This is a genomic window from Frateuria sp. GZRe12 (genome assembly GCF_051900535.1).
Lineage (GTDB): Bacteria > Pseudomonadota > Gammaproteobacteria > Xanthomonadales > Rhodanobacteraceae > Frateuria_A.
Genome location: NZ_JBHZGI010000001.1, coordinates 217,355 through 238,153 on the forward strand (window position 1 = coordinate 217,355; position 20,799 = coordinate 238,153).

The 20,799-nt window shown below is 69.7% G+C and carries 17 protein-coding genes; 9 read left to right on the forward strand and 8 right to left on the reverse strand.

Annotated elements, in window-relative coordinates:
• The first annotated feature begins 16 nt into the window (after positions 1-16).
• From nadA to fabB, 4 genes are all read left to right on the forward strand, one after another.
• The gene (gene nadA, locus ACFWZ4_RS00925; protein WP_439702899.1) at positions 17-1,042 is read left to right on the forward strand and encodes a quinolinate synthase NadA; all 1,026 of its coding nucleotides are present in this window, start codon (positions 17-19) and stop codon (positions 1,040-1,042) included.
• On the forward strand, positions 1,042-2,475 hold the full coding sequence (locus tag ACFWZ4_RS00930; protein ID WP_439702900.1) for an L-aspartate oxidase: 1,434 nt from the start codon (positions 1,042-1,044) through the stop codon (positions 2,473-2,475). Before nadA ends, ACFWZ4_RS00930 begins: the two co-directional genes overlap by 1 nt.
• A 266-nt stretch (positions 2,476-2,741) precedes the next feature.
• On the forward strand, positions 2,742-3,257 hold the full coding sequence (gene fabA, locus ACFWZ4_RS00935; protein ID WP_439702901.1) for a 3-hydroxyacyl-[acyl-carrier-protein] dehydratase FabA: 516 nt from the start codon (positions 2,742-2,744) through the stop codon (positions 3,255-3,257).
• Positions 3,257-4,465 (forward strand): beta-ketoacyl-ACP synthase I, encoded by a 1,209-nt coding sequence (gene fabB, locus ACFWZ4_RS00940; RefSeq protein ID WP_439702902.1) that lies wholly within the window; start codon positions 3,257-3,259, stop codon positions 4,463-4,465. Before fabA ends, fabB begins: the two co-directional genes overlap by 1 nt.
• 129 nt (positions 4,466-4,594) lie before the next feature.
• Here the strand turns inward: fabB and ACFWZ4_RS00945 are convergent, their stop codons facing one another.
• Both ACFWZ4_RS00945 and ubiU read right to left on the reverse strand, forming a co-directional pair.
• A complete protein-coding gene (locus tag ACFWZ4_RS00945; protein WP_439702903.1) occupies positions 4,595-5,467 on the reverse strand; it encodes a U32 family peptidase in 873 nt (290 codons plus the stop codon).
• 14 nt (positions 5,468-5,481) lie between these two features.
• On the reverse strand, positions 5,482-6,567 hold the full coding sequence (ubiU, locus tag ACFWZ4_RS00950) for a ubiquinone anaerobic biosynthesis protein UbiU (protein ID WP_439702904.1): 1,086 nt from the start codon (positions 6,565-6,567) through the stop codon (positions 5,482-5,484).
• 71 nt (positions 6,568-6,638) lie between these two features.
• Between ubiU and ACFWZ4_RS00955 the strand changes: the two genes are divergently transcribed.
• The gene (locus ACFWZ4_RS00955) at positions 6,639-7,109 is read left to right on the forward strand and encodes a DnrO protein (protein ID WP_439702905.1); all 471 of its coding nucleotides are present in this window, start codon (positions 6,639-6,641) and stop codon (positions 7,107-7,109) included.
• 91 nt (positions 7,110-7,200) lie between these two features.
• Here ACFWZ4_RS00955 and ACFWZ4_RS00960 read toward each other — a convergent pair whose 3' ends face one another.
• The 6 genes from ACFWZ4_RS00960 to ACFWZ4_RS00985 form a co-directional block, all read right to left on the reverse strand.
• Positions 7,201-8,694, reverse strand: coding sequence for a UbiD family decarboxylase (locus ACFWZ4_RS00960; protein WP_439702906.1), 1,494 nt, complete (start codon positions 8,692-8,694; stop codon positions 7,201-7,203).
• 129 nt (positions 8,695-8,823) lie between these two features.
• Positions 8,824-9,825: a diguanylate cyclase gene (locus ACFWZ4_RS00965; RefSeq protein ID WP_439702907.1), complete on the reverse strand. Its 1,002-nt coding sequence runs from the start codon at positions 9,823-9,825 to the stop codon at positions 8,824-8,826.
• 80 nt (positions 9,826-9,905) lie between these two features.
• Positions 9,906-11,015 carry a PLP-dependent cysteine synthase family protein gene (locus ACFWZ4_RS00970; protein ID WP_439702908.1) on the reverse strand — a complete coding sequence of 370 codons (1,110 nt, stop codon included), beginning with the start codon at positions 11,013-11,015 and terminating at the stop codon, positions 9,906-9,908.
• 7 nt (positions 11,016-11,022) lie between these two features.
• Positions 11,023-12,966 carry a pyridoxal phosphate-dependent decarboxylase family protein gene (locus ACFWZ4_RS00975; protein ID WP_439702909.1) on the reverse strand — a complete coding sequence of 648 codons (1,944 nt, stop codon included), beginning with the start codon at positions 12,964-12,966 and terminating at the stop codon, positions 11,023-11,025.
• Entirely contained in the window at positions 12,963-13,367 is a 405-nt protein-coding gene (locus ACFWZ4_RS00980; RefSeq protein WP_439702910.1) for a SirB2 family protein, read from the reverse strand. The genes ACFWZ4_RS00975 and ACFWZ4_RS00980 overlap by 4 nt, the downstream gene beginning before the upstream one ends.
• A 119-nt stretch (positions 13,368-13,486) precedes the next feature.
• Positions 13,487-15,769, reverse strand: coding sequence for a nitric-oxide reductase large subunit (locus ACFWZ4_RS00985; RefSeq protein ID WP_439702911.1), 2,283 nt, complete (start codon positions 15,767-15,769; stop codon positions 13,487-13,489).
• Positions 15,770-15,933: 164 nt separating this feature from the next.
• Between ACFWZ4_RS00985 and ACFWZ4_RS00990 the strand changes: the two genes are divergently transcribed.
• From ACFWZ4_RS00990 to ACFWZ4_RS01005, 4 genes are all read left to right on the forward strand, one after another.
• Entirely contained in the window at positions 15,934-17,646 is a 1,713-nt protein-coding gene (locus ACFWZ4_RS00990; protein WP_439702912.1) for a glycosyltransferase family 39 protein, read from the forward strand.
• A gap of 152 nt (positions 17,647-17,798) precedes the next feature.
• Positions 17,799-18,413: a phosphatase PAP2 family protein gene (locus ACFWZ4_RS00995; protein ID WP_439702913.1), complete on the forward strand. Its 615-nt coding sequence runs from the start codon at positions 17,799-17,801 to the stop codon at positions 18,411-18,413.
• Positions 18,414-18,695: 282 nt separating this feature from the next.
• A complete protein-coding gene (locus tag ACFWZ4_RS01000) occupies positions 18,696-19,370 on the forward strand; it encodes a response regulator (protein WP_439702914.1) in 675 nt (224 codons plus the stop codon).
• Complete coding sequence (locus tag ACFWZ4_RS01005; RefSeq protein WP_439702915.1) at positions 19,363-20,775, forward strand: sensor histidine kinase; 1,413 nt, start codon at positions 19,363-19,365, stop codon at positions 20,773-20,775. The genes ACFWZ4_RS01000 and ACFWZ4_RS01005 overlap by 8 nt, the downstream gene beginning before the upstream one ends.
• Positions 20,776-20,799 lie beyond the last annotated feature (24 nt).

The window sequence follows — 20,799 nt, forward strand, 5'->3', positions numbered from 1 at the left end:
CCCACGAGGATCGCCAATGTCCCCGCGAACCGCCGCCACCGCGCCTGCCTGGCGCGACGGCCTGGAACACGAGTACGCCGAACTGGTGCAGCGGCTCGAACCGCTGCTGCCCTGCCTGGAGCTGCCGCTCCACCTGCCGTGGATCGACGCGATCAACGCGCTCAAGCGCGAGCGCGGCGCGGTGATCATGGCGCACAGCTACCAGTCGCCGGAGATCTTCCACGGCGTGGCCGACATCACCGGCGATTCGCTGGCCCTGGCGCAGGCGGCGGCGGACTGCAAGGCCGAGCTGATCGTGCTGTGCGGCGTCCACTTCATGGCCGAGAGCGCGAAGATCCTGGCGCCGCACAAGACCGTGCTGATCCCCGACCTCGAAGCCGGCTGCTCGCTTGCCTCCTCGATCACCGCCGCCGACGTGCGCGCGCTGCGCGAGCAATACCCCGGCGTGCCGGTGGTCAGCTACGTCAACACCTCCGCCGCGGTGAAGGCCGAGTCCGACGCCTGCTGCACCTCCGCGAACGCGGTGCAGGTGGTTGAAGCGATGGACAGCGAGCGGGTGATCTTCCTGCCCGACCGTTACCTGGGTCGCCACGTCGCCACGCAGACCAACGTCGAGCTGATCCTTTGGCACGGCCAGTGCGAGGTCCACGAGAAGTTCACCGCGCAGGAGGCGCGCCATGCGCGGGAGCGCTTCGACGCCAAGCTGGTGGCGCATCCCGAATGCCCGCCCGATGTGCTGGCCGAGGCCGACTTCGTCGGTTCCACCAGCGCCATGGGTCGCTGGCTGGAGCGCGAGAAGCCCGAGCGCGTGGCGCTGATCACCGAATGCTCGCTGGCCGACAACCTGCGCACGCGGTTCCCGGCGACGCAGTTCATCAAGCCCTGCAACCTGTGCCCGCACATGCAGCGCATCACGCTGCCCGCCATCCATGCCGCGCTGTGCGACATGAAGCATGCGGTCGAGGTGCCCGCCGACATCGCCGCACGCGCCCGCCGCGCGCTGGAGCGCATGCTGGCAGTGGGTCGGCGCGAGACCGTGTGATGCGCGCCGACGCACCGTTGCTGGTCGTCGGAGCGGGCGTCGCCGGCCTTTCCACCGCGCTCGCCGCGGCGCCACGTCCGGTGCGCCTGCTGTGCCGTTCGCACGATGGCACGGGCAGCGCCAGCGCGCTGGCCCAAGGTGGTATCGCCGCGGCGATGGACGCGGCCGACAGTCCCGCGGCGCATGCACGCGACACGCTGCAGGCCGGCGCCCACCACAACGATGCGGTCGCGGTGCAATGGCTCACCGAAACGGCGCCACGGACCATCGACTGGCTCGCCGCGCAGGGCGTGGCATTCGATCGCGACCAGGACGGCACGCTGCGGCTCGGCCGCGAAGGCGGCCACGGCGTGCCGCGCATCGTGCATGCCGGCGGCGACGCCACCGGCGCGGCTCTGGTCCGTGCGTTGCGCACGCAGGCGCAACGCGCGTCGCACATCCAGTGGCGCGGCGGCGTCGAGGTCGAAGCCCTGTTGTGGCGTGACGGCCGCGTGGCCGGCCTGCGCACGCGCGACGAGCGTGGTCGCGAGGAAACCCATCACGCTGCCCACGTGGTGCTTGCCACCGGCGGCATCGGCAGCCTGTTCGCACGCACCAGCAATCCGTCCGGCGCCGATGGTGCGGGCCTCGCGCTCGGCCTGGCCGCCGGGGCCGCGGCGCGCGACCTGGAGTTCGTACAGTTCCACCCGACCGCACTCGACCTGCCGCGGCGGCAGCGCCTGCCGCTGGTCACCGAGGCGTTGCGCGGCGCCGGCGCGCGGCTGCGCGACGCGCACGGCCGCCCGCTGATGGATGGCGTGCACCCGCTGGGCGATCTCGCGCCGCGCGACGTGGTCGCCCGGCGCGTGTGGCGGGCCTGCCAGGAGGGCGGCGCCTGGCTCGATGCGACCGCCGTCACCAACTGGCCCGGGTGCTTTCCGACCGTATTCGCCGCCTGCCTGGAGCACGGTATCGATCCACGTACCGCACCGATTCCGGTGACACCCGCAGCGCACTTCCACATGGGCGGCCTGGCCACCGACCTCGATGGAGGCACCGGCGTGCCAAGCCTGCACGCGGTAGGCGAGGTGGCCTGCAATGGCGTGCACGGCGCCAACCGGCTCGCCAGCAATTCACTGCTCGAAGGTGTGGCCTGCGGACGACGGCTGGGCACGCGACTGGCTACGCTGCCGTGGGCAAAGCGCGGGCAGGGGACGATGCGCTGGATCGAGCGGGGTCCGTCTCTCGATGCCGATACCCTGACGGTGCTGCGCCAACGCATGTGGACCGCAGCCGGCCCGCAGCGCGATGCCGGCGCGTTGCGTGACGCGCTGCTCCAGAGCGGGCTCTGGCATGGCTGGCAGGCGCGGTTGGCCGAGGCGCTGTTGCTGGCAGCCCTGCGGCGGACGGAAAGCCTTGGCGCGCACTGCCGGTGGGATGCGCTGGCGGCGTAGCGCTCCGGCAAGGCATCCCTCTTTCGCCCTTCGGGCGCCCCCGCCCGCAAGCGGGGGATCGATAACGCGGCCTCGCGTCGTGCCGGGAGGAGCGGACAAGGCGGAATCTCGGATCCGAGCCGTCCACGATGGGAGGCAGCCGAAGGAAGAAAGCGGGACGCCACCCCATGCGACCAAACCGCGCACCGGGCGCCCGCTTGACCCGAATCAAGGCCGCCGTGCAGGCCGCTGACCAGACTCCCCGCACCTCCACTGAAGAACTCCCCATGACCCGTCCTTCCTCGTTCGACCGCGAACAACTGCTTGCCTGCGCCCGCGGCGAACTGTTCGGCCCCGGCAATGCCCGCCTGCCGTCGCCGCCGATGCTCATGTTCGACCGGATCACGCACGTCGACGACCACGGCGGCGCACATGGCAAGGGCGTGTTGCGCGCGGAACTGGACATCCATCCGGAGCTCTGGTTCTTCGGCTGCCATTTCGCCGGCGACCCGGTGATGCCTGGCTGTCTCGGGCTCGATGCGATGTGGCAGCTCTCCGGCTTCTTCCTGCCGTGGCTGGGCGAGCCCGGCCGCGGTCGCGCGCTGGGCGTGGGGCAGGTGAAGTTCACCGGCCAGGTGCTGCCGAGCGCGAAGCTGGTGCGCTACGAGATCGACGTCCGCCGCGTGATTCGCGGCAAGCTCAACCTGGTGGTGAGCGACGGCAAGACCTTCGTAGACGACCGCCTGATCTACGTGGCCACCGACATGCGCGTGGGCCTGTTCCAGACGACGGAGAACTTCTGATGCGCCGCGTCGTGGTCACCGGCATGGGCATCGTCTCCTGCCTGGGCAATGTGGCGGACACCGTCGCGCGTGCCCTGCGCGACATGAAAAGCGGCATCCGCGCGATGCCCGACTATGCTACCCGCGGCCTGCGCAGCCAGGTCGCCGGCGTGCCGCACATCGACCTGGAAGCGGCGATCGACCGCAAGCTGCGCCGCTTCATGGGCGATGCCGCCGCCTACGCCTACGTGTCGATGCGCTCGGCGATCGCCGACGCAGGCCTGACGCATGAGCAGGTCAGCCATCCACGCACCGGCGTGGTGGCCGGTTCCGGTGGCGGCTCGGCGCACTGGCAGATCGAGACGGCGGACCTGCTGCGCGAGAAGGGCGTGCGCCGCGTGGGCCCCTACATGGTGCCGCGCACGATGTGCTCCACCGTATCGGCCACGCTGGCCACCGCGTTCGGCATCCTCGGCCTGAGCTACTCGCTCGCGGCCGCGTGTGCCACCTCGGCCCATTGCATCGGCACGGCCGCCGACCTGATCCGCCATGGCGCACAGGACGTGGTCTTCGCCGGCGGCGGCGAGGAGGAGCACTGGGGCATGACCGCGCAGTTCGACGCGATGGGCGCGCTTTCCAGCGGCCACAACGAGGTGCCCACCGCCGCCTCGCGGCCGTACGACGCCGGCCGCGACGGCTTCGTCATCGCTGGTGGCGGCGGCATGCTGGTGCTGGAGGAGTACGAACACGCCAAGTCGCGCGGCGCGCATATCCACGCCGAGCTGGTCGGCTATGGCGTGACCTCCGACGGCGCCGACATGGTGGCGCCGAGCGGGGAGGGCGCGGTGCGCTGCATGCGGATGGCACTGGCCGGCCTGGAACGCCCGATCGATTACCTCAACACCCACGGCACCGCCACGCCGCTGGGCGACATCATCGAACTCAACGCCGTGCGCGAAGTGTTCGGCGAGGCCATGCCGCCACTGTCCTCGACCAAGGCGTTGACCGGCCACTCGCTCGGCGCCGCCAGCGTGCACGAGGCGATCTACAGCCTGCTGATGATGCGGGGCGGATTCGTCGCCGGCTCGGCGAATATCGACACGCTCGACGAGCGCGCCGAAGGCTTCCCGATCCTGCGCGACAGCCGCCCGGCGCGGTTGGCGACGGTGATGTCGAACAGCTTCGGGTTTGGCGGTACGAACGCGAGTTTGGTGTTTGCCAGGGTGTAGCTTCCGGCAGGCGCTCCCCTCCGCATCCCGCAAGCGGGAGAGGAAAAGCTTCGCGCGATGCAGGCCACCGAGCCTTCCCCCGCGGCGCGGGGGAAGGTCCCGACCGGCGGATGGGCAGGCCGGACCGCGCTATCCCGTCACCCGCATCCCCGGCTCCCCGAACCAGTACCCGTTGCGCGCCCCGATCCGCGGCGGCGGTTGCGGCGAACGCCGCGCCAGGTGGAAGTGCGCCACCACCTCGGCCATCCCTTCGGCCTGCGGATAGAGCCGCAACACGTCCACGCCCAGCTCGCGCAGCATCGGCAACTCCGGGCCGAGGTCCGTGATTTCCTCGCCCTGGATCTGGATCCCGTTGATGCGCAGGAAGGGCCTGCCTTCGCGGGTGGCAAGGGGCAGGCCGTCGGGGTAGTCGATGCAGCGGAAGCCGCACTGGTCCTTGGGCACGTCCAGCGCGCGGGCGGTGAAACAGCGTGCGGAGAAGGAGAGCGGCAAGCGGCCGAAGGCGATCACTTCGATCTCCGGCATCGCGCCGCCTTCGGCCAGCATCGCGTCGCGCAGTTCGCCGATCAGCGCATGGCCCTGTTCGACGCCCGGCACCCAGCGGCGCAGGCCGTCGTCCATCAACAGCGCGAGTGCGCGGTGGTTGTAGACGTTGAGCGTGGGACCGGCGACGAACGGCACGCCGCGCTCGCGGCAGACCTGCACGGCGGACAGGTCGTTGGCTTCGATCCAGCCGTAGCCTTCGGCCACCAGTCGCTTGACCACGCCTACTTCCGATTCGGCCTCGATCAGCGCGAGCGAGGAAAGCACGACCTGCTTGCCGCTTCGGGCCAGTTCCGTGGCCAGGTCGATCCAGTCGCGGGTAGCCAGTTCCCGGCGCTTGCTGCACACCGTCTCGCCCAGGTAGATCACGTCGACCGGCCACTGCGCGGCTTCCCGATAGAAGGCCAGCGTGCGTTCGCGCGGCCAGAAATACTGCAGCGGCCCGAGGCTGAGTTTCATGCGGTGCTCCTGCGTCAGTGCCAGCGGCGGTGGTAGGGACCGAGGGTGGTCTGGTGGCCTTCGGCATGGCGGGTCAGTGCCGTTTGCCATGCGGGCTGCGCCGACCAGGCATCGGGAGCGGCGCGGTAGCGATCCAGCGCATCGCGCCAGGTGTGGGTGACGGCGGTGACATAGGCAACGCCGCGCTGGCGGCCCTCGATCTTCAGGGCGGCGACGCCGGCCCTCGCCAGGCGCGGGAGCAGTTCGAGCGTGTTGAGACTGGTCGGCTCCTCCAGCGCGTGGAAGGTTTCGCCACCGACTTCGAAGCGGCCCTTGCACACGGTCGGGTAGCCGGCCGGTTCGGACGGCTCGAACCTGTCGATCAGCACGTCGTTGAGACGCACGCTGCGGCGTCCGTCGTCGTGTTCGTTCCAGCGCACGTATTTCGCCGGCGAGCACACGCCGTGGCGGTTGGGCGAAGCGCCGGTGACGTAGCTGGAGAGCTGGCAGCGTCCTTCGACCATGATGCACAGGCTGCCGAAGGCGAACACCTCCAGCGGCACCGGGCTGGTCTCGCACAAGCGTTCGACCTGCTGGATGGAGAGCACGCGCGGCAGCACCGCGCGGCTGATGCCGAAGCGCTCGTGCATGTAGCGCAGCGCCGGCGCGGTGGTGGCCGAGCCCTGCACGGAAAGGTGCCGCGCCATCGTCGGGTGCGTGCGCGAGGCGTAGTCCAGCACCGCCAGTTCGGCCGCGATGATCGCGTCGCAGCCCAGCGCCGCGGCCTTGTCCACCGCCGCGTGCCACTGCGCCAGGCGCGCGCTGTCGGGGTAGGTGTTGAGCGCCAGGTAGACCTTGCGGCCGTGCGCGTGGGCATGGGCGACGCCCTGGTGCAGCTCCGCATCGGAGAAGTTGAGGCCGGGAAAGGCGCGCGCGTTGGTTTCGTCGCGCAGCCCGACATAGACCGCGTCGGCGCCAGCGGCGATCGCCGCCTGCAGTGCCGGCAGGTTGCCGGCGGGACAGACCAGTTGCATGTGCACCTCGGTATCCGTGGAAGTGCGCGCATCGTGGTCGCCGCAAGCGGGCGCGGCGTTGACGTGGATCAGTTTGTCGCGGATCAAGGCACGCCCGGGGACCGTCGCTACCATCGTTGCCTGGGCGGCGCATTCGCCGCATGGAAGGAGCTGGCCTCATGTTTCCGATCAAACTGTCCGTCGTCCTGCTCGGTGTCCTCGCGGTGGCACCGGGCGCCGCCCGCGCGCAGCACGACCACGCCGCGCACGCGCACGTCACCCGGCCGGTGCCGCCGCCCGCGCAGCGCTGGGCGGCCGACGCGGCGCTGCGCGATGGCATGGGCCGCATCCACACCGCGCTGGAGGAACTGCGCCACTACGAGATGGGCCACATGGACGCGACCATGGCGCTGGATCGCGTCGGCCTGATCGAACAGGCGGCGACCGATATCTTCGCCAAGTGCAAGCTCGCGCCGGAGCAGGATGCCGTGCTGCACGGCATGCTGGTGCCGCTGTTGGGCGCCGCGCAGAAGCTCAAGGCCGATCCGCAGGACATGGCGCAGGTGCAGGCCATGCGCAACGCGGTGGCGGACTATCCGCGGTACTTCGATGACCCGGGTTGGGCGGCGGCCGTCGGCCACGCGCACTGAGCGTTTCAAGCTGGGGAAGGGTGGGCTGAAGACCCCCGGCAAGGCGCAAACCGTAGCGTGGGATTCATCCCACCGGCGCGCATCGAGGCGGTCACTGGCCGCCCTGGCACGCCTCGGCGCGCGGTCCCAGCGCGCGCCACAGGGCTTCGACGCGTGCCTCCACCCCCGCATCCGGCGCGATCGGCATGCCCCAGGCGCGGCTTGTTTCACCCGGCCACTTGTTGGTCGCGTCGATGCCGAGCTTGGATCCCATGCCGGCGACCGGGCTGGCGAAATCGAGGTAGTCGATCGGGGTGTTCTCCACCAGCATCGTGTCGCGCGCCGGATCGACGCGCGTGGCGATGGCCCAGATCACTTGCGACCAGTCGCGCACGTCGACGTCGGCATCGACCACGATCACGAACTTCGTGTAGGTGAACTGGCGCAGGTACGACCACACGCCCATCATCACGCGCCGCGCGTGGCCTGCGTACTGCTTGCCGATGGCGACCACTGCGACGCGGTAGGAGCAGGCTTCCGGCGGCAGGTGGAAGTCGACGATCTCGGGGAACACCTTCTGCAGGATCGGCACGAACACCTCGTTCAACGCCATCGCCAGCACCGACGGTTCGTCGAACGGCGCGCGGCCCATGTAGCTGCCGTGGTAGATCGCCCCCTGGCGCAGGTGCATGCGCTCGATGGTAAGAACGGGAAAGTGGTCCTGCGCGTTGTAGTACCCGGTGTGGTCACCGAACGGGCCTTCCAGCGCGGTGTCGTCCGGGTGGATGAAGCCTTCGAGCAGGACCTCGGCGCCGGCCGGCGCGTCCAGGCCGGTCAATTCGCTGCGCCACAGGCGCGTGCGTTCGGCGCGCAGCAGGCCGGCGAATTCGTATTCGGAAAGCGTGTCGGGCACCGGCGCCACGGCGGCAAGCAGCGTGGCGGGATCAGCGCCGATCGCGACCAGCACGGGGAAGGGCTGCCCCGGGCGGTCGATGCGCCAGTCGGCGTAGTCCAGCGCACCGCCGCGGTGTGGCAGCCAGCGCATGATCACGCGATTGCGGCCGATCACCTGCTGGCGGTAGATCGCCACGTTCTGCCGGCGCTTGGCGGTGCCGCGGGTGACCACCAGCCCGAGCGTGACCAGCCGTCCCGCGTCGCCCGGCCAGCAGTGCTGGATGGGCAGGCGGGCGAGATCGACATCCTCGCCCGCGACCGTTTCGTGCAGGAAGGCCGCCTCGTCGACGTGCCGCGGCGCGACGTGCGCCAGTTGCGCCAATTCCGGCCAGTTGGCGAGCGCCTGGCGCAGGTTGGCCGGCCAGCGCGGCTCCTTGATCGAGGCGAGCAACTGGCCCAGCTCGCGCAGGCTGGCGATCGGCCGGCCGGCGAGGGCCAGCTCGATGCGGCGGCGATGGCCGAACAGGTTGCCGAGGAAGGCGTGGTCGGAACCGACCGGGTGTTCCATCAGCAGCGCCGGGCCGCCTTCGCGCAGGGCGCGGTGGCAGAGCGCGGTGGTTTCCAGGTGCGGATCGACCGGCGCCTGCACGCGGGCGAGCTGGTGCTGGCGTTCGAGCTGGGCGAGGAAGGAGCGCAGGTCGTGGTGGCTCATGGCGGCGTCGGTGGCGTGTGGTGGTGCGAGGCTCGCCGGCATGGGAGCCGGATGCCTTGACGCGCGTCAGGCGGGGCGTTGAAGCGCCGGCTGGAAAGACGTGCCTCGGCAAAGAGCGGTGCGCGCCGGCTATCCGACCATGCACCGGTTGCGCCCGGACGCCTTGGCGCGATACAGCGCCGCATCGGCGCGGGCGACCAGGGCGTCCGGGGCTTCGCCTGCATGGCGGGTCGCCAGTCCGATACTCAGCGTGACCTGTGCCACGCCGTCGGGTACCGGCACGTGCATCGCCGCGACAGCCAGGCGGATGCGTTCGGCGGTCGCCAGCGCATCGATCCGGTCACAGTCAGGCAGCACGGCGAGAAATTCCTCGCCGCCGTGGCGCGCGGCCAGGTCGGAGGCGCGCAGCTCCCGCCGGAGCACCTGGGCAAGCGCCACCAGCACGCAGTCGCCGCCGGCGTGGCCATGATGGTCGTTGACGCGCTTGAAGCGATCCAGGTCGAGCATCAATACCGACAACGGCTCGTTGCGCCGATCGGCCGCGGCACAGGCCGCCTGCAGGCGTGCGGTGGCGTGGCGCCGGTTGGCAAGGCCGGTGAGTGGATCGTGCGCGGCGTCGCGTCGGGCGGCGAGCAGGCGCACCAGCAGCCGCAGCTGGGCCTGGCCGGTCCACGTGCCGACGGTCACGATCAGGCCGAACAGCCAGACCCGGTTCCACAGCAACGCATCGGCAGGCGCGCCTTCCAGCGCAAGCAGCAAGGCAAGCTGGCTGGCTGCGACCAGTGCCGCCAGCAGATTGCGCCACCACGGCAGCGGGAACAGCGCGAGCTGCGCGGCCATCAAGTAGGGAAACAGGCCATAGCCGATCCGCAGCGCGTCGTCGTGCGGCAGAACCCGCCACTGCAGCAGACCGAAGCCGACCGCCTGCAGCGCGAGCAGCAGCGCCATGGCGGTGAAGCGCGGCAGTCGCCAGGCGTGTCGCGACAGGGCGAACAACCCGCCGGCGAGCCCCAGGCGCAGGACCAGTGCGGACATGGCGTCGGCGGCGCCGAGCGCCAGCATGTCCAGCGGAATCCAGGCCAGCGTGAGCGGCGCCAGCAGCCGCGCGAAGGTCGCTGTGCGCAGGCGCACCAGGGCTTCGACGTGGGTCCGGCATTCGGGCGGTATGCGGCCACCGGCCGCGAGCGTCGCGGGGAGTCCGCGGAGCGTGATCAGGCGAGTGGGTGCGTCCACGTACCGGTGGCCAGGCAGCGTTCCAGCGCGGCACGCGCAGGGGCGATTTCGATCGAACGGGCAGCGAGCCAGGCCGGGTCGAACAGGGTTTCGGTGTAGCGTTCGCCCGGATCGCACAGCAGGCTGACGATGCTGCCGCGTTCGCCCCGCGCACGCATGGACGCGGCCAGTTGCAGGCAGGCCACCAGGTTGGTGCCCGACGAGCCGCCGTAGCGACGACCGAGCAGGTCCTCGAGCATCCACGCCGCGGCCACCGAGGCGGTGTCCGGCACCTCGACCACGTGGTCGACCACCTCGAACAGGAAGCCTGCCTCGACCCGCGGGCGACCGATCCCCTCGATCACCGTGGGCCGCCTGGCGACGGCGCCGCGATCGAGCGTACGCCAGCCCTGCACGAAGCCACTGCCGGTGGGTTCGGCCACGCAAAGGCGGGTCTCCAGGCGGCGGTAGCGCAGATAGCGGCCGATGGTGGCGGAGGTGCCGCCGGTACCCGCGCCGCAGACGATCCACGCAGGCATCGGCTGCGGCTCGCGCGCCATCTGCTGGATGATCGACTCGGCGATGTTGTTGTTGCCGCGCCAGTCGGTGGCGCGCTCGGCCAGTCCGAACTGGTCCAGGTGGCAAGCGCCGCGCGCGGCGTGTTCGGCGGCCCGCGCGTGCACCTGCGACGGGTCGTCCACCAGATCGCAGTGGCCGCCGAGCGCCTGCACGTCGCGGATCTTGCGTGGCGCCGTGCAGGCTGGCATCACCGCGGTGAACGACAGGCCCAGCATGCGCGCGAACCAGGCCTCGGAGATCGCGGTACTGCCGGAGGATGCGTCGACCACGGGCTGGCCTTCGTGCAGCCGGCCGTTGCACAGCGCATAGAGGAACAGCGAGCGGGCCAGGCGGTGCTTCAGGCTGCCGCTGGGATGGGCGGCCTCGTCCTTGAAGTAGAAGTCGATGCCGGGAAAGCCGGGCAAGGCAAGCTTGAGCAGGTGCGTGTCGGCCGAGCGCGCCGCTTCCTGCGCAAGCGCGGCGAGGGCGTCGTGCACCCACGCGCGGTCGTGGCTGGTGTGGTGCGGCTGCAAGGCGATGGGCTGGTTCATGCGGGTATCACCGTGCTGCGGCCAGCGCGCGCAGGCGCCGGCCCAGGTAGTCGAAATAGCGGTCGATGTAGCTGATGCCGTTTTCGTGGTCGATCAGGAACGGGTTCATCAGCGTGTGGCGCAGGATCAGCAGGGAGTCTTCACTGCCGTCGAGCGTGAGGGGGTCCAGCCCCAGCGCGTCGAGGATGCGCCGCGTCTGCGCCTGGCCGAGCACGTCCGGGCGAAGGCTGGTGACCGAGCCGAAGAACTCCTTCACCTGCAACGGCTGGTGCACGTCGCAGCGCAGTTCGTCGTGCAGCGCGCGCACGAAGGCGTTGGCCGCCGCCGCGTCGCGGTTGCCGCGTGGGTTCAGCGCCAGGCACACGAGGTTGCTGTCGGGCGCAAAGGGCACCAGCACGTGCACGCAGCCGGCCAGTGCGTCCGCGCATTGCCGTGCCCGCGCGTGGAAGGCTTCGGCCGCCTGCAGCGTGGCGCGTGGCAGGCGGCCGAAGTGAACGTGGTCCAGCGGCAGCACCTTGTGCGTGACGTAGACCGCGGCTGCGGTCGCGCCGGGCTTGGAGCCTTCGGGAATGTACTGGCCGAGGTTGCGGTAGCGCGCGAGGTAGTCGGCCGGCGTCGCGCCGTGGAAGACGTAGTCGGCACGTTCGGCGAGCAGCGCCATGGCGCGGTGGTCGCGACAGACGAAGGCGCCGGCGCCGTAGGGCAGGTAGCCGAGCTTGTGCGGATCGACGGTGACCGAGTCGGTACCGCCCAGTGCGGCGAAAGCGGCATGCACGTCGGGCGTCGGGAAGTGCACGTAGTCGGCAGCCACTTCCTCACGCGGGCGCAGGCTGCCGTCCTCGCGGCGGAACACCGTGGCGAGGTAACCGCCCCAGGCGGCATCGACGTGCACCGCGAAGTCCAGACCGTTTGCGCGACTCGCCTCGCGTGCCTGCAACACTTCGTGTACCGGGTCGATGGTGCCGTACTCGGTCCCGCCCAGTACGGCCACGCACAGCAGCACCGGCTCGCGCGCCCGGGCCAGGCGCTGCAACCGCTCGCCCAGGGCGTCGGCGTCCAGCCGCATGTCGCGCGTGGGCAGCAGTTCGAGGTTCTCGCGGCCCAGTCCCAGCAGCTTGACGCCCTTGCTCCAGGAGTAGTGCGCGGTGATCGGCGCCAGCACGCGGGGCACGCGCAACTGCGGGTGCGCGGCGAAGAAGCCGGCCAGGCCTCGGTGTTCGATCCTTTCGGCCTCGACCCAGGCGCGCCATTGCGCGCGTACCGGCGACGCCAGCGTGGCCAGCCAGCGCTGCCACTGTTCAAGCAGATCGATCGACGCGGCGGGCGAAAGATTGAAGGCGCTCCAGTCGTCTTCGGGCAGGATCAGATCCGGCACCCTTGCGGCGCGCAGCGCGACCGGGAACGCCTTCAGCGCGAGCGCCAGGCGCAGCGCCTGGTAGTTGGCGACGGTGCCGCCGGAGGTGAGATGGCCGAACGCGCAGTCGGGCCGCGCGGGGTCGTGCGGGTAACCGAGCATGCGCGCCAGCTGCAGGCCTGCCTGCACTTCCAGGTCGACGGTGACCGGCGCGGCGTCCTCGCTGACGTTGTTCGGGTTGTAGGGCAGGGTGAGCATCTGCGCGGCCAGTCCGGGCAGCAGCAGGTCCGAGGCCATGTGGCCGATGTAGCGCGGGCTGTGGAACGGCACCGACTTCTTCAGCGCCGCCGAGAGCTGATGCAGCTCGCGGCGCATGCGCGATTCGAAGGCGAGGTAATCCGGATGGCGGGCCGCCGAGGTGGCGATCGCCGGCGGGTCTTCCGGATGGAAGTTGCGCCGCCAGTAGACGTGGTCGCGCAGGAACTCGACCAGCAGCTTCTCCAGCAGCGTGTCGTTCTCGCCGTAGGGGCCGAGGAAGCAGGCGTCCAGCGCGTGGTCGCGCGGCGCTTCGGGAGGCAGGTCGAAGGCGGCGCTCATGCGATCCAACCGTGCAACCAGCCGAGCGGATGATGCATGCGTGCGATACCCAGGATGAATACGTAGGCCGCCACCGCGGCGAGCAGGAAGATGCGTCGTGCCTGCGATGTGCGCGCACGCTTGAGCGCGAGGCTGCCGAGCACGACGTAGGCCACCACCAGCACCAGCTTCACTGTCAGCCAGCCGTTGGCGAAGTAGGCGCCCGGAAGGATGGTGAGCAGCATCAGCGCGGCGGTAAGCAGCGTGGTGTCGATCGTGTAGCTGAGATAGCGCAGCGGCGCCCAGTGCGCCGCACCTGCACGGCCGGCTTGCACCAGCAGCCCGCGCAGCGCGAACAGCGCGCCGCTGAGCAGGACGCAGGCGATGTGAACGGCCTTGATCTGGGGATAGAACTCGAACATGGGGTTCGGCATTCCTCGTAAGAGCGCACCCGATGCGCGACCGGAAAGCCTGTCGCTCACCGGGCGCACCCTTCACCTGGAAGGATCAGGGCGCGCCTCGCGGCGCGCCCTGATGTCGGTCAAGCGTTCTCGCGCGCCGCCTGCGGCAGCGGCACCGCCCTGGGCTCGCGTTTCCCGCGCAGCCACAGCGAGGCCACGAACACGGAGGTCAGCAGCGCACCCACCGCGAACAGCGTGTCGCCCGGCACGCGCATCCAAACAAGCAAGTGGATCAGCGGACGGTCCATGAAGTGCTCCGAGCGGGCGAACCAGTAGCCGTGGTCGAGCACCGCGTCGAGCTGCAGGATGCCCAGCGGCAACAAGGTCAGCAGGGCCATCATCGACAGGCCGATGTTGAGCGACCAGAACGCACCCTTGAGCCAGCCTTCGCGCCATTGCGCCTCCGGCTTGATGCCGCGCAGGCAGAACAGCATCAGCCCCAGGCCGAGCATGCCGTACACGCCCATCAGCGCGGTGTGGCCGTGCGTCGCCGTCAGGTTCAGGCCCTGCATGTAGTACAGCGCGATCGGCGTGTTGACCAGGAAGCCGAACAGGCCGGCACCGATCAGGTTCCAGAAGCTCACCGCCACGAAGAAGATGATCGGCCAGCGGTAGCGGGCCATCCACGGCGCGGCGTGCTGCTTCTTCCAGTTGTCGTAGGCCTCCAGGCCGATCAGCGCCAGCGGCACCACTTCCAGCGCCGAGAAGCTCGCGCCCAGCGCGATGACGGCGGTCGTCGTGCCGGTGAAGTACAGGTGGTGCAGGGTGCCGAGCACGCCGCCGGCCATGAACACGATGGTGGCGAAGAGCACGTTCACCGTGGCGCTGTGCACGCGCAGCAGGCCCAGGCGTACGAACAGGTAGCTGATCACCGCGGTGGCGAACACCTCGAAGAAGCCTTCCACCCACAGGTGCACCACCCACCAGCGCCAGTACTCGACCATCGCGATGTGGGTGTGCTCGCCCCACATCAGGCCGGCGCCGTAGAGCAGGCCGATCGCGATGGTGGAGAGGAACAAAAGGCCCACGATGTTGGATGTCTCGTCGCGACGCTTGATCGCCGGCCACAGCGCGCGGCCGACCAGGAACAGCCACAGCATCAGCCCGATGAACAGGAATATCTGCCAGAAGCGACCGATGTCGGTGTATTCCCAGCCCTGGTGGCCGAACCAGAAGTTGTACTTCAGACCCATCTTGTCCATCACCGCGAACCACTGGCCGGCGAAGGAACCGACCACGATCAGGATCAGGCACACCCACAGGAAGTTGACGCCCAGGCGCTGGAACTTCGGTTCATGCCCGCCGATCACCGGCGCGATGTACAGGCCGGTGGCCAGCCACGCGGTGGCGATCCACAGCACGGCCAGCTCGGTGTGCCAGGTGCGCGTGAGCGCATAGGGCAGGATGTTGGCCAGCGCGAAGCCGTAGGCCTGCTGGCCTTCGACCTGGTAGTGCGCGGTGGTCGCGCCGAGCAGGATCTGCGTCAGGAACAGGCCCATCACCGTCCAGAAGTACTTGGCGGTGGCCTTCATCGAGGGCGTGGGCTTGAAGTCGGCCAGCGGGTCGCGCGCCGGCGGCACGGCCGGGCTTTCCTTGTGGCTCTGCACCGCGTGGTGCCAGCCGAGCAGGCCGATGCCGAGGATCAGGAACAGGATGCTGAAGATCGACCAGATGAAGGTGGTGCCGCTGGGCTGGTTGCCCACCAGCGGATCGAACGGCCAGTTCTGCGTGTAGCTCACGCTGTGGCCGGGGCGCTCGGCCGCGGCGGCCCAGCTGGTCCAGAAGAAGAAGGCGGTGACGACGCGGCGATGCTCCATCTCGGCGATGGTGTTCTCGCGCATCGCATAGCCCTCGCGCAGCTTGTGCGTGGCCGGGTCATTGCTGAACAGGCTGTCGTAGTGCAGCGCAACCACTTCCATCGCCTGCGCGCGCAGCGGCGACACGGTGATCGTGCCCCTGGCCGCGTCGTAGGTATTGGCGCGCTCCTCCTGCTGCACGCGCGCCTTCAGCGCGGCCTGGCGGCCGGCATCGAGCGAGGCGAACGAGGCGGCGCCTTCGTCGCGGGCGAGCAGCTCCAGCATGGTGGTCGCTTCGCGGTGCAGCCAGTCCGCGCTCCAGTCCGGCGCCACCAGTGCGCCGTGGCCCCAGATCGAACCCAGCTGCTGGCCACCGATGCTCTGCCACACCTGCCGGCCAAGCTCGATGTCGGCCCGCGTGTAGAGCGCATGGCCGTCCGCGGTGACCACGGCCGATGGCAGCGGCGGCGCCTGCTGATGGACTTCCTTGCCGACCCATAGCAGGACGGCGAACGAGGCCAGCAGCAAAGCCGCCAGCCCCAGCCAGAGTTTTCGGGTGGTACTCATTGCGCGTCTCCTTGAGGACGCGCGCATGGTCAGGGGAGGGGCAGGGGGCGCCCTTGATTCATGTCAGGCGGGCAGCAAGCTGGAGCGCGGGCGATTTGTCGCAGGGTATCGCCGGCCCCTCCGAAGAGGGTGGCTCGGCGGGATCTCCAGTGCCGCAAAGACTCGTGTTTCCGACCGTGCGCGGGGGAGGATGGTCGCACCTGCAAAAACCCGACGGGTCGGAAAGCCCGCCGAAAAGTCGCGCGGCTAGCTTGGGCCGCATGCGCACTTTTGTTCATCCATCGACGCGGCTTCTGTGGTTTGCAGGCGTCGTCGCCTTGCTCGCCATGCGCGTGCTGTGGCTGGAGGCCTATCCGGTCAACTCGGACGAACCCCAGCACGCCCACGTGGCGTGGAACCTCGCGACTGGCGGCACGCCGTATCGCGATGCGTTCGACAACCACGGCCCACTGTTCGGACTGCTGTATGCGCAGTACATGCGCTGGCTTGGACCGCGGGCGGACATCCTGTGGTGGCTGCGGCTGGCCGTGATCCCCTGGTATGCGCTCGCACTCTGGTCCGCCTGGACGATGGCCAGGCGGCTTTACACGGTGCGGGTCGCCGCTGCGGGCGTACTGCTCGCCGCGCTCATGCAGATCTTCTTCGTGAAGATGGGCGAATTCCGCACCGATGCCCTGTGGGCCGCGCTCTGGCTCGCCGGCTTGGCCCTGGTGGTCGGGGCGCACCGGTCTGTCGGGCGCTGGTTCATCGCGGGCCTTTGCCTCGGCGCGGCGCTGGCGGTATCGCAGAAAGCCTTGCCGCTGCTCGCCACGGCGCTCGTCGCCGGCATGGCTGCGGGCGTTGCCCGTCCCGTGATGCAGGAAGCCATGCTCAGCCCTGCGCTGGCCGCGATCGCCGGCAGCGTGGCGATTCCGTTGGCGATGGTGGCGTGGCTGGCAGGCCGGCATGACCTCGGACCGGCGTACGACGACATCGTGGCCTACGGACTGGGTCCAACCGGCGGTCCCAGCCATCTGTGGCGCCAGGTCACGTACGCGTTGGTGGCTGCAGCCATCGTGACCGCCGCGGCTGTCCGGCTGCGGCGGGAACGCGCGGCGGACGCCGCCATGCGCTGGCGCGTCTTCCTCGGCCTGCAGGCCGTGCTGTACATGCTGCTCATCTGGGTGGCCTGGCCTTTGTCCACGCCGCAGGATTTCCTGCCGGTAATCCCGACGGCGATGCTTTCGCTGGTTGCAGCGGCCGCGCGGCCGTCTGTCCGGTGGCTGGGCCTGCCGCGTTCATCGGCATTGGTGGCGCTGATGGTTGTGCTCGAGCTTGTGTTACTCGTGCATCACGCGCCGCCATGGCGGGACGCGCTGGCGGCCGAACGCTCGCGCCTGGCCGTGGTCCTCCGTTGCACGGCGCCCTCCGATCCGGTCATGGACGCCAAGAGCGGTGCCATCTATCGCCCGCGCCCCTATTACCCGGTACTGGAAAGCCTGCAGCTGCGCCGCCTGGAGCGTGGCATCGCACCCGACCGGATCGCGGCGACGCTGGTGGCGCACGACACCAAGGTGGTCCTTCCCGAACGCCTGCCTCCGGCAGACCAGGCTTTCACCCTGCGCAACTATCTGCCGGGCACCGCGGGCGTCTACATGGCCGGGATGCGGCTGCCCGCCAGCGGTAACCGGCAGCGCATCACCATCAGGCTTCCCGGCACCTATGCATTGAGCGACGGCATGCATCCGCTCCAGGCAAGCGTGGACGGCGGGGTTCCAGCGTCCCGATGGACGCTCGCGGCCGGCCCGCACTGGCTGGTGGTGCCGGCACGGCAGGATCTGTTCCTGACCTGGAGCAAGGCATGGACTTGTGGCTGGAGGCCTACGCGCCGGTCATGAACAGGCAAGCAGGCGCCTGGACCTGCGGATGCCGGTAACCCAGGCGCATTGCGTGAGGCGGTCGATCCCCGGGCGCTGATGCCGCTTCCGAAAGGAAGCCGAAAGAGCAGGTTCCTACGCTTCGAGACATCCCTGCCTGGAGGCTTTCGGCGATGCGCTTGTTCCTGATGCTCCTGCTCGCCCTGGCGCCGCTCGGAAACTCAATGGCTAGCGGGGGGCCGCTTGGCATCGATCACCGCGTGCACTACGACAACAGCGGCATCTGGAAGCGCAGCGACCAGAAGGCGCTCATCTACGGCAGTATCGTCACGATCGGAGCGGGCGCCCTGGTTTTCGGCGACCAGGACGAGCTCGGCGACACCTTCTGGCGTTCGGTCGACGCCATGGTGGTGAGCGGCGTCGGCACACAGGCGCTCAAGTACGCCTTCGGTCGCGAGCGACCCTCGCAGACGAGCGACCCGAACCGCTTCTTCAAGCACGGACAGAGCTTTCCCAGCGGCGAGGTCGCGGCGATCTCGGCGGCGGTGACGCCCTTCATGGTCCGCTATGGAAACGACCATCCTGCCGTCTATGCACTGGCGCTGCTGCCGGCGTACGACGCGGTCGCACGCGTGAAGGTTCACGGGCACTGGCAAAGCGATGTGCTCGTCGGCGCCGCCATCGGCACCGGCATAGGGATATGGGCTTCGCACCGGGACTCCCCGCTGATCCTGGGTTGGCTGCCCGGCGGCTTCAGCGTGGGCTATGTGCACCATTTCAAGCCGTGAGCCGCGACGCCGTCGGCGCAGTGGCGCACCTTTGGTCCGTGACCCGCACCTGGCATCGCCGGATGTAAGTCCAGGCTAAGCAACGGCGCGGAGGATCCTCGCAAACGCACGCCTGGACCCGCGAGTGGGCCAAACGAAAAACCAATGGCGCCGTAAGGACATTTGAAGACAAAGCCGCTCACGATTCGGAACGAAAGCGCGCGTCATTCGATGGAACCGTGGTGAAAGGCAGCCCCCAGAAGATCCGCCCGATGTGGCCCGATTGCTTTTCCGGAAACGACCATGCGCATCCTGATTGCGGAAGACGACGTGGCCATCGCTGCAGGCGTGGCGGCAGCGCTGCGCCACGGCGGCCATGCCGTCGATACCGTCGATGACGGAACCCGCGCCGACTCGGCCCTGCACGACGCCCCCTACGACATGCTGGTGCTGGACCTGGGCCTGCCGCGGATGGACGGCGCCGATGTGCTCCAGCGACTGCGCGGGCGCGGCGGTGAAATGCCGGTGCTGGTCATCACCGCGCGCGAGGGACTGCGCGAACGCGTGCGGGTGCTCGACCTCGGCGCGGACGACTACCTGATCAAACCCTTCGCGCTCGACGAGTTCAACGCCCGGGTGCGCGCGCTGTTGCGACGGATGGCCAGCAAGGGCACGCCGGAGCTGAGGGTAGGGCGGTTGCGTGTGGATCTACCCGGGCATCGGGCCTGGATCGACGAGGATGCGCTCGACCTGACCGCTCGCGAATTCGGCGTCCTCGCGGCGCTCGCCGTGCGCGTCGGCAGGCTGACCAGCCGACCGCAACTGGTCGACTCCCTGTGCAGTTGGGACCAGGACCTCACGGACAACGGCCTGGACATCGCGATTCACCGCCTGAGGCGCAAGCTGCGCGGCTGCGGCACGGGCGTGCGCACGATCCGCGGGCTGGGCTACATGCTGGAGGAGGAGGCTTGTGGCTGACCAGGCGCTGGTCGCCGCCCGGTGGCAACCCAGCCTGCGCCGGCGCCTGCTCGCCTTCCTGCTGATCCCGGTCGGGGTGCTGCTGGTGCTCGATGCCATGCTGACCTACGGCGTGGCGCTCGCCTACTCCAACCGCGTGCACGACCGCGATCTGGCCGACGATGCGCAGGCGCTCGCCCAGATGCTGCGTACCGATCCGATGCAGGACGGGATCACGCCGCAGGCACGGTTCCTGCTCGAATACGATCCCGACGGCCGCGCCTATTTCAGCGTCCGCAGCCAGCGCCGCGGCGTGCTCGCGGACAATGCGCGGTTCGACCAGCCCCCGGCGCCGCCGCCGGGGAGGCCGCCCCTGCTGTTCGATACCGTGCTCGGCCCGCGCCCGTTGCGCGCGGCGGTGGCCAGCCTGCATCCGGACGCCGAACCGTCGGACATGCTGACCGTCAGCGTGGCCGAGACACTGAGCGACCGACACCGCCGCGCACGCGAGATCCTGATGATGGCCGTGCCGCTGCAGACGCTGCTGATCCTGGGCGTGCTTTCGCTGGTGTGGTTCGGCGTGGACTACGGCCTGCGCGTACTCAACCCGCTCACCTCCCGGCTGGCCGCGCGCGAACACGAAATCACGCCGATCGGCGAGACCGACGTGCCGCGCGAGATCCTGCCGCTGACGCGGACCATCGACGGCCTGTTCGCCCGGCTGCGGTGCGTCCTCGAAGTACAGGAGCGCTTCATCGCCGATGCCGCGCACCAGCTGCGCACGCCGCTGGCCGGGCTCAGCCTCAACGTCGAGAGCGCACTGGCGGACGGCACGCCCCAGGCCGTTAAGGAGGCGCTGGGTCATATCCGCCAGCTCACCCTGCGCACGGCGCGGACGTCGGCGCAGCTGCTTGCGCTGACGCGTGCCCAGTCACCGCTGGGTACGCCCACGGCGTGGACCGCGGTGGACATGGCCCGCCTGGTGCCCGAGGTCATCGGCCTGCGTCTTCGCGACGCCCTCGCCGCAGGCGTGGACCTTGGCTTCCAGGGTGAGCACGTGCCGCTGTACGTCACGGGCGACGCCGGCGCGCTGCACGAAATGCTCGACAACCTGATCGACAACGGACTGCGCTACGCCGGGCGCGGAACCAACCTCACCGTGGGCCTCGCTGCCGCCCCCGACGGCGTGCGCCTGCACGTCGAGGACGATGGTCCCGGCGTGCCCGACGACCTGCTTCCGCGCCTCGGCGAGCGTTTCTTCCGCGTGCCGGGAACGGCGCAGGAGGGCACCGGGCTCGGCCTGGCGATTGTCCAGCGCATCGCCGAGCGCCATGGCGCCCGGGTGGCCTATCGACGCGCCGAGCCGCGCGGCCTGTGCGTCGTGATCGTGTTTCCGGCTACCGCTTCCCGGGACTTTCGTCCATGACCCGACCGCTCCCGTCCCGCCGTA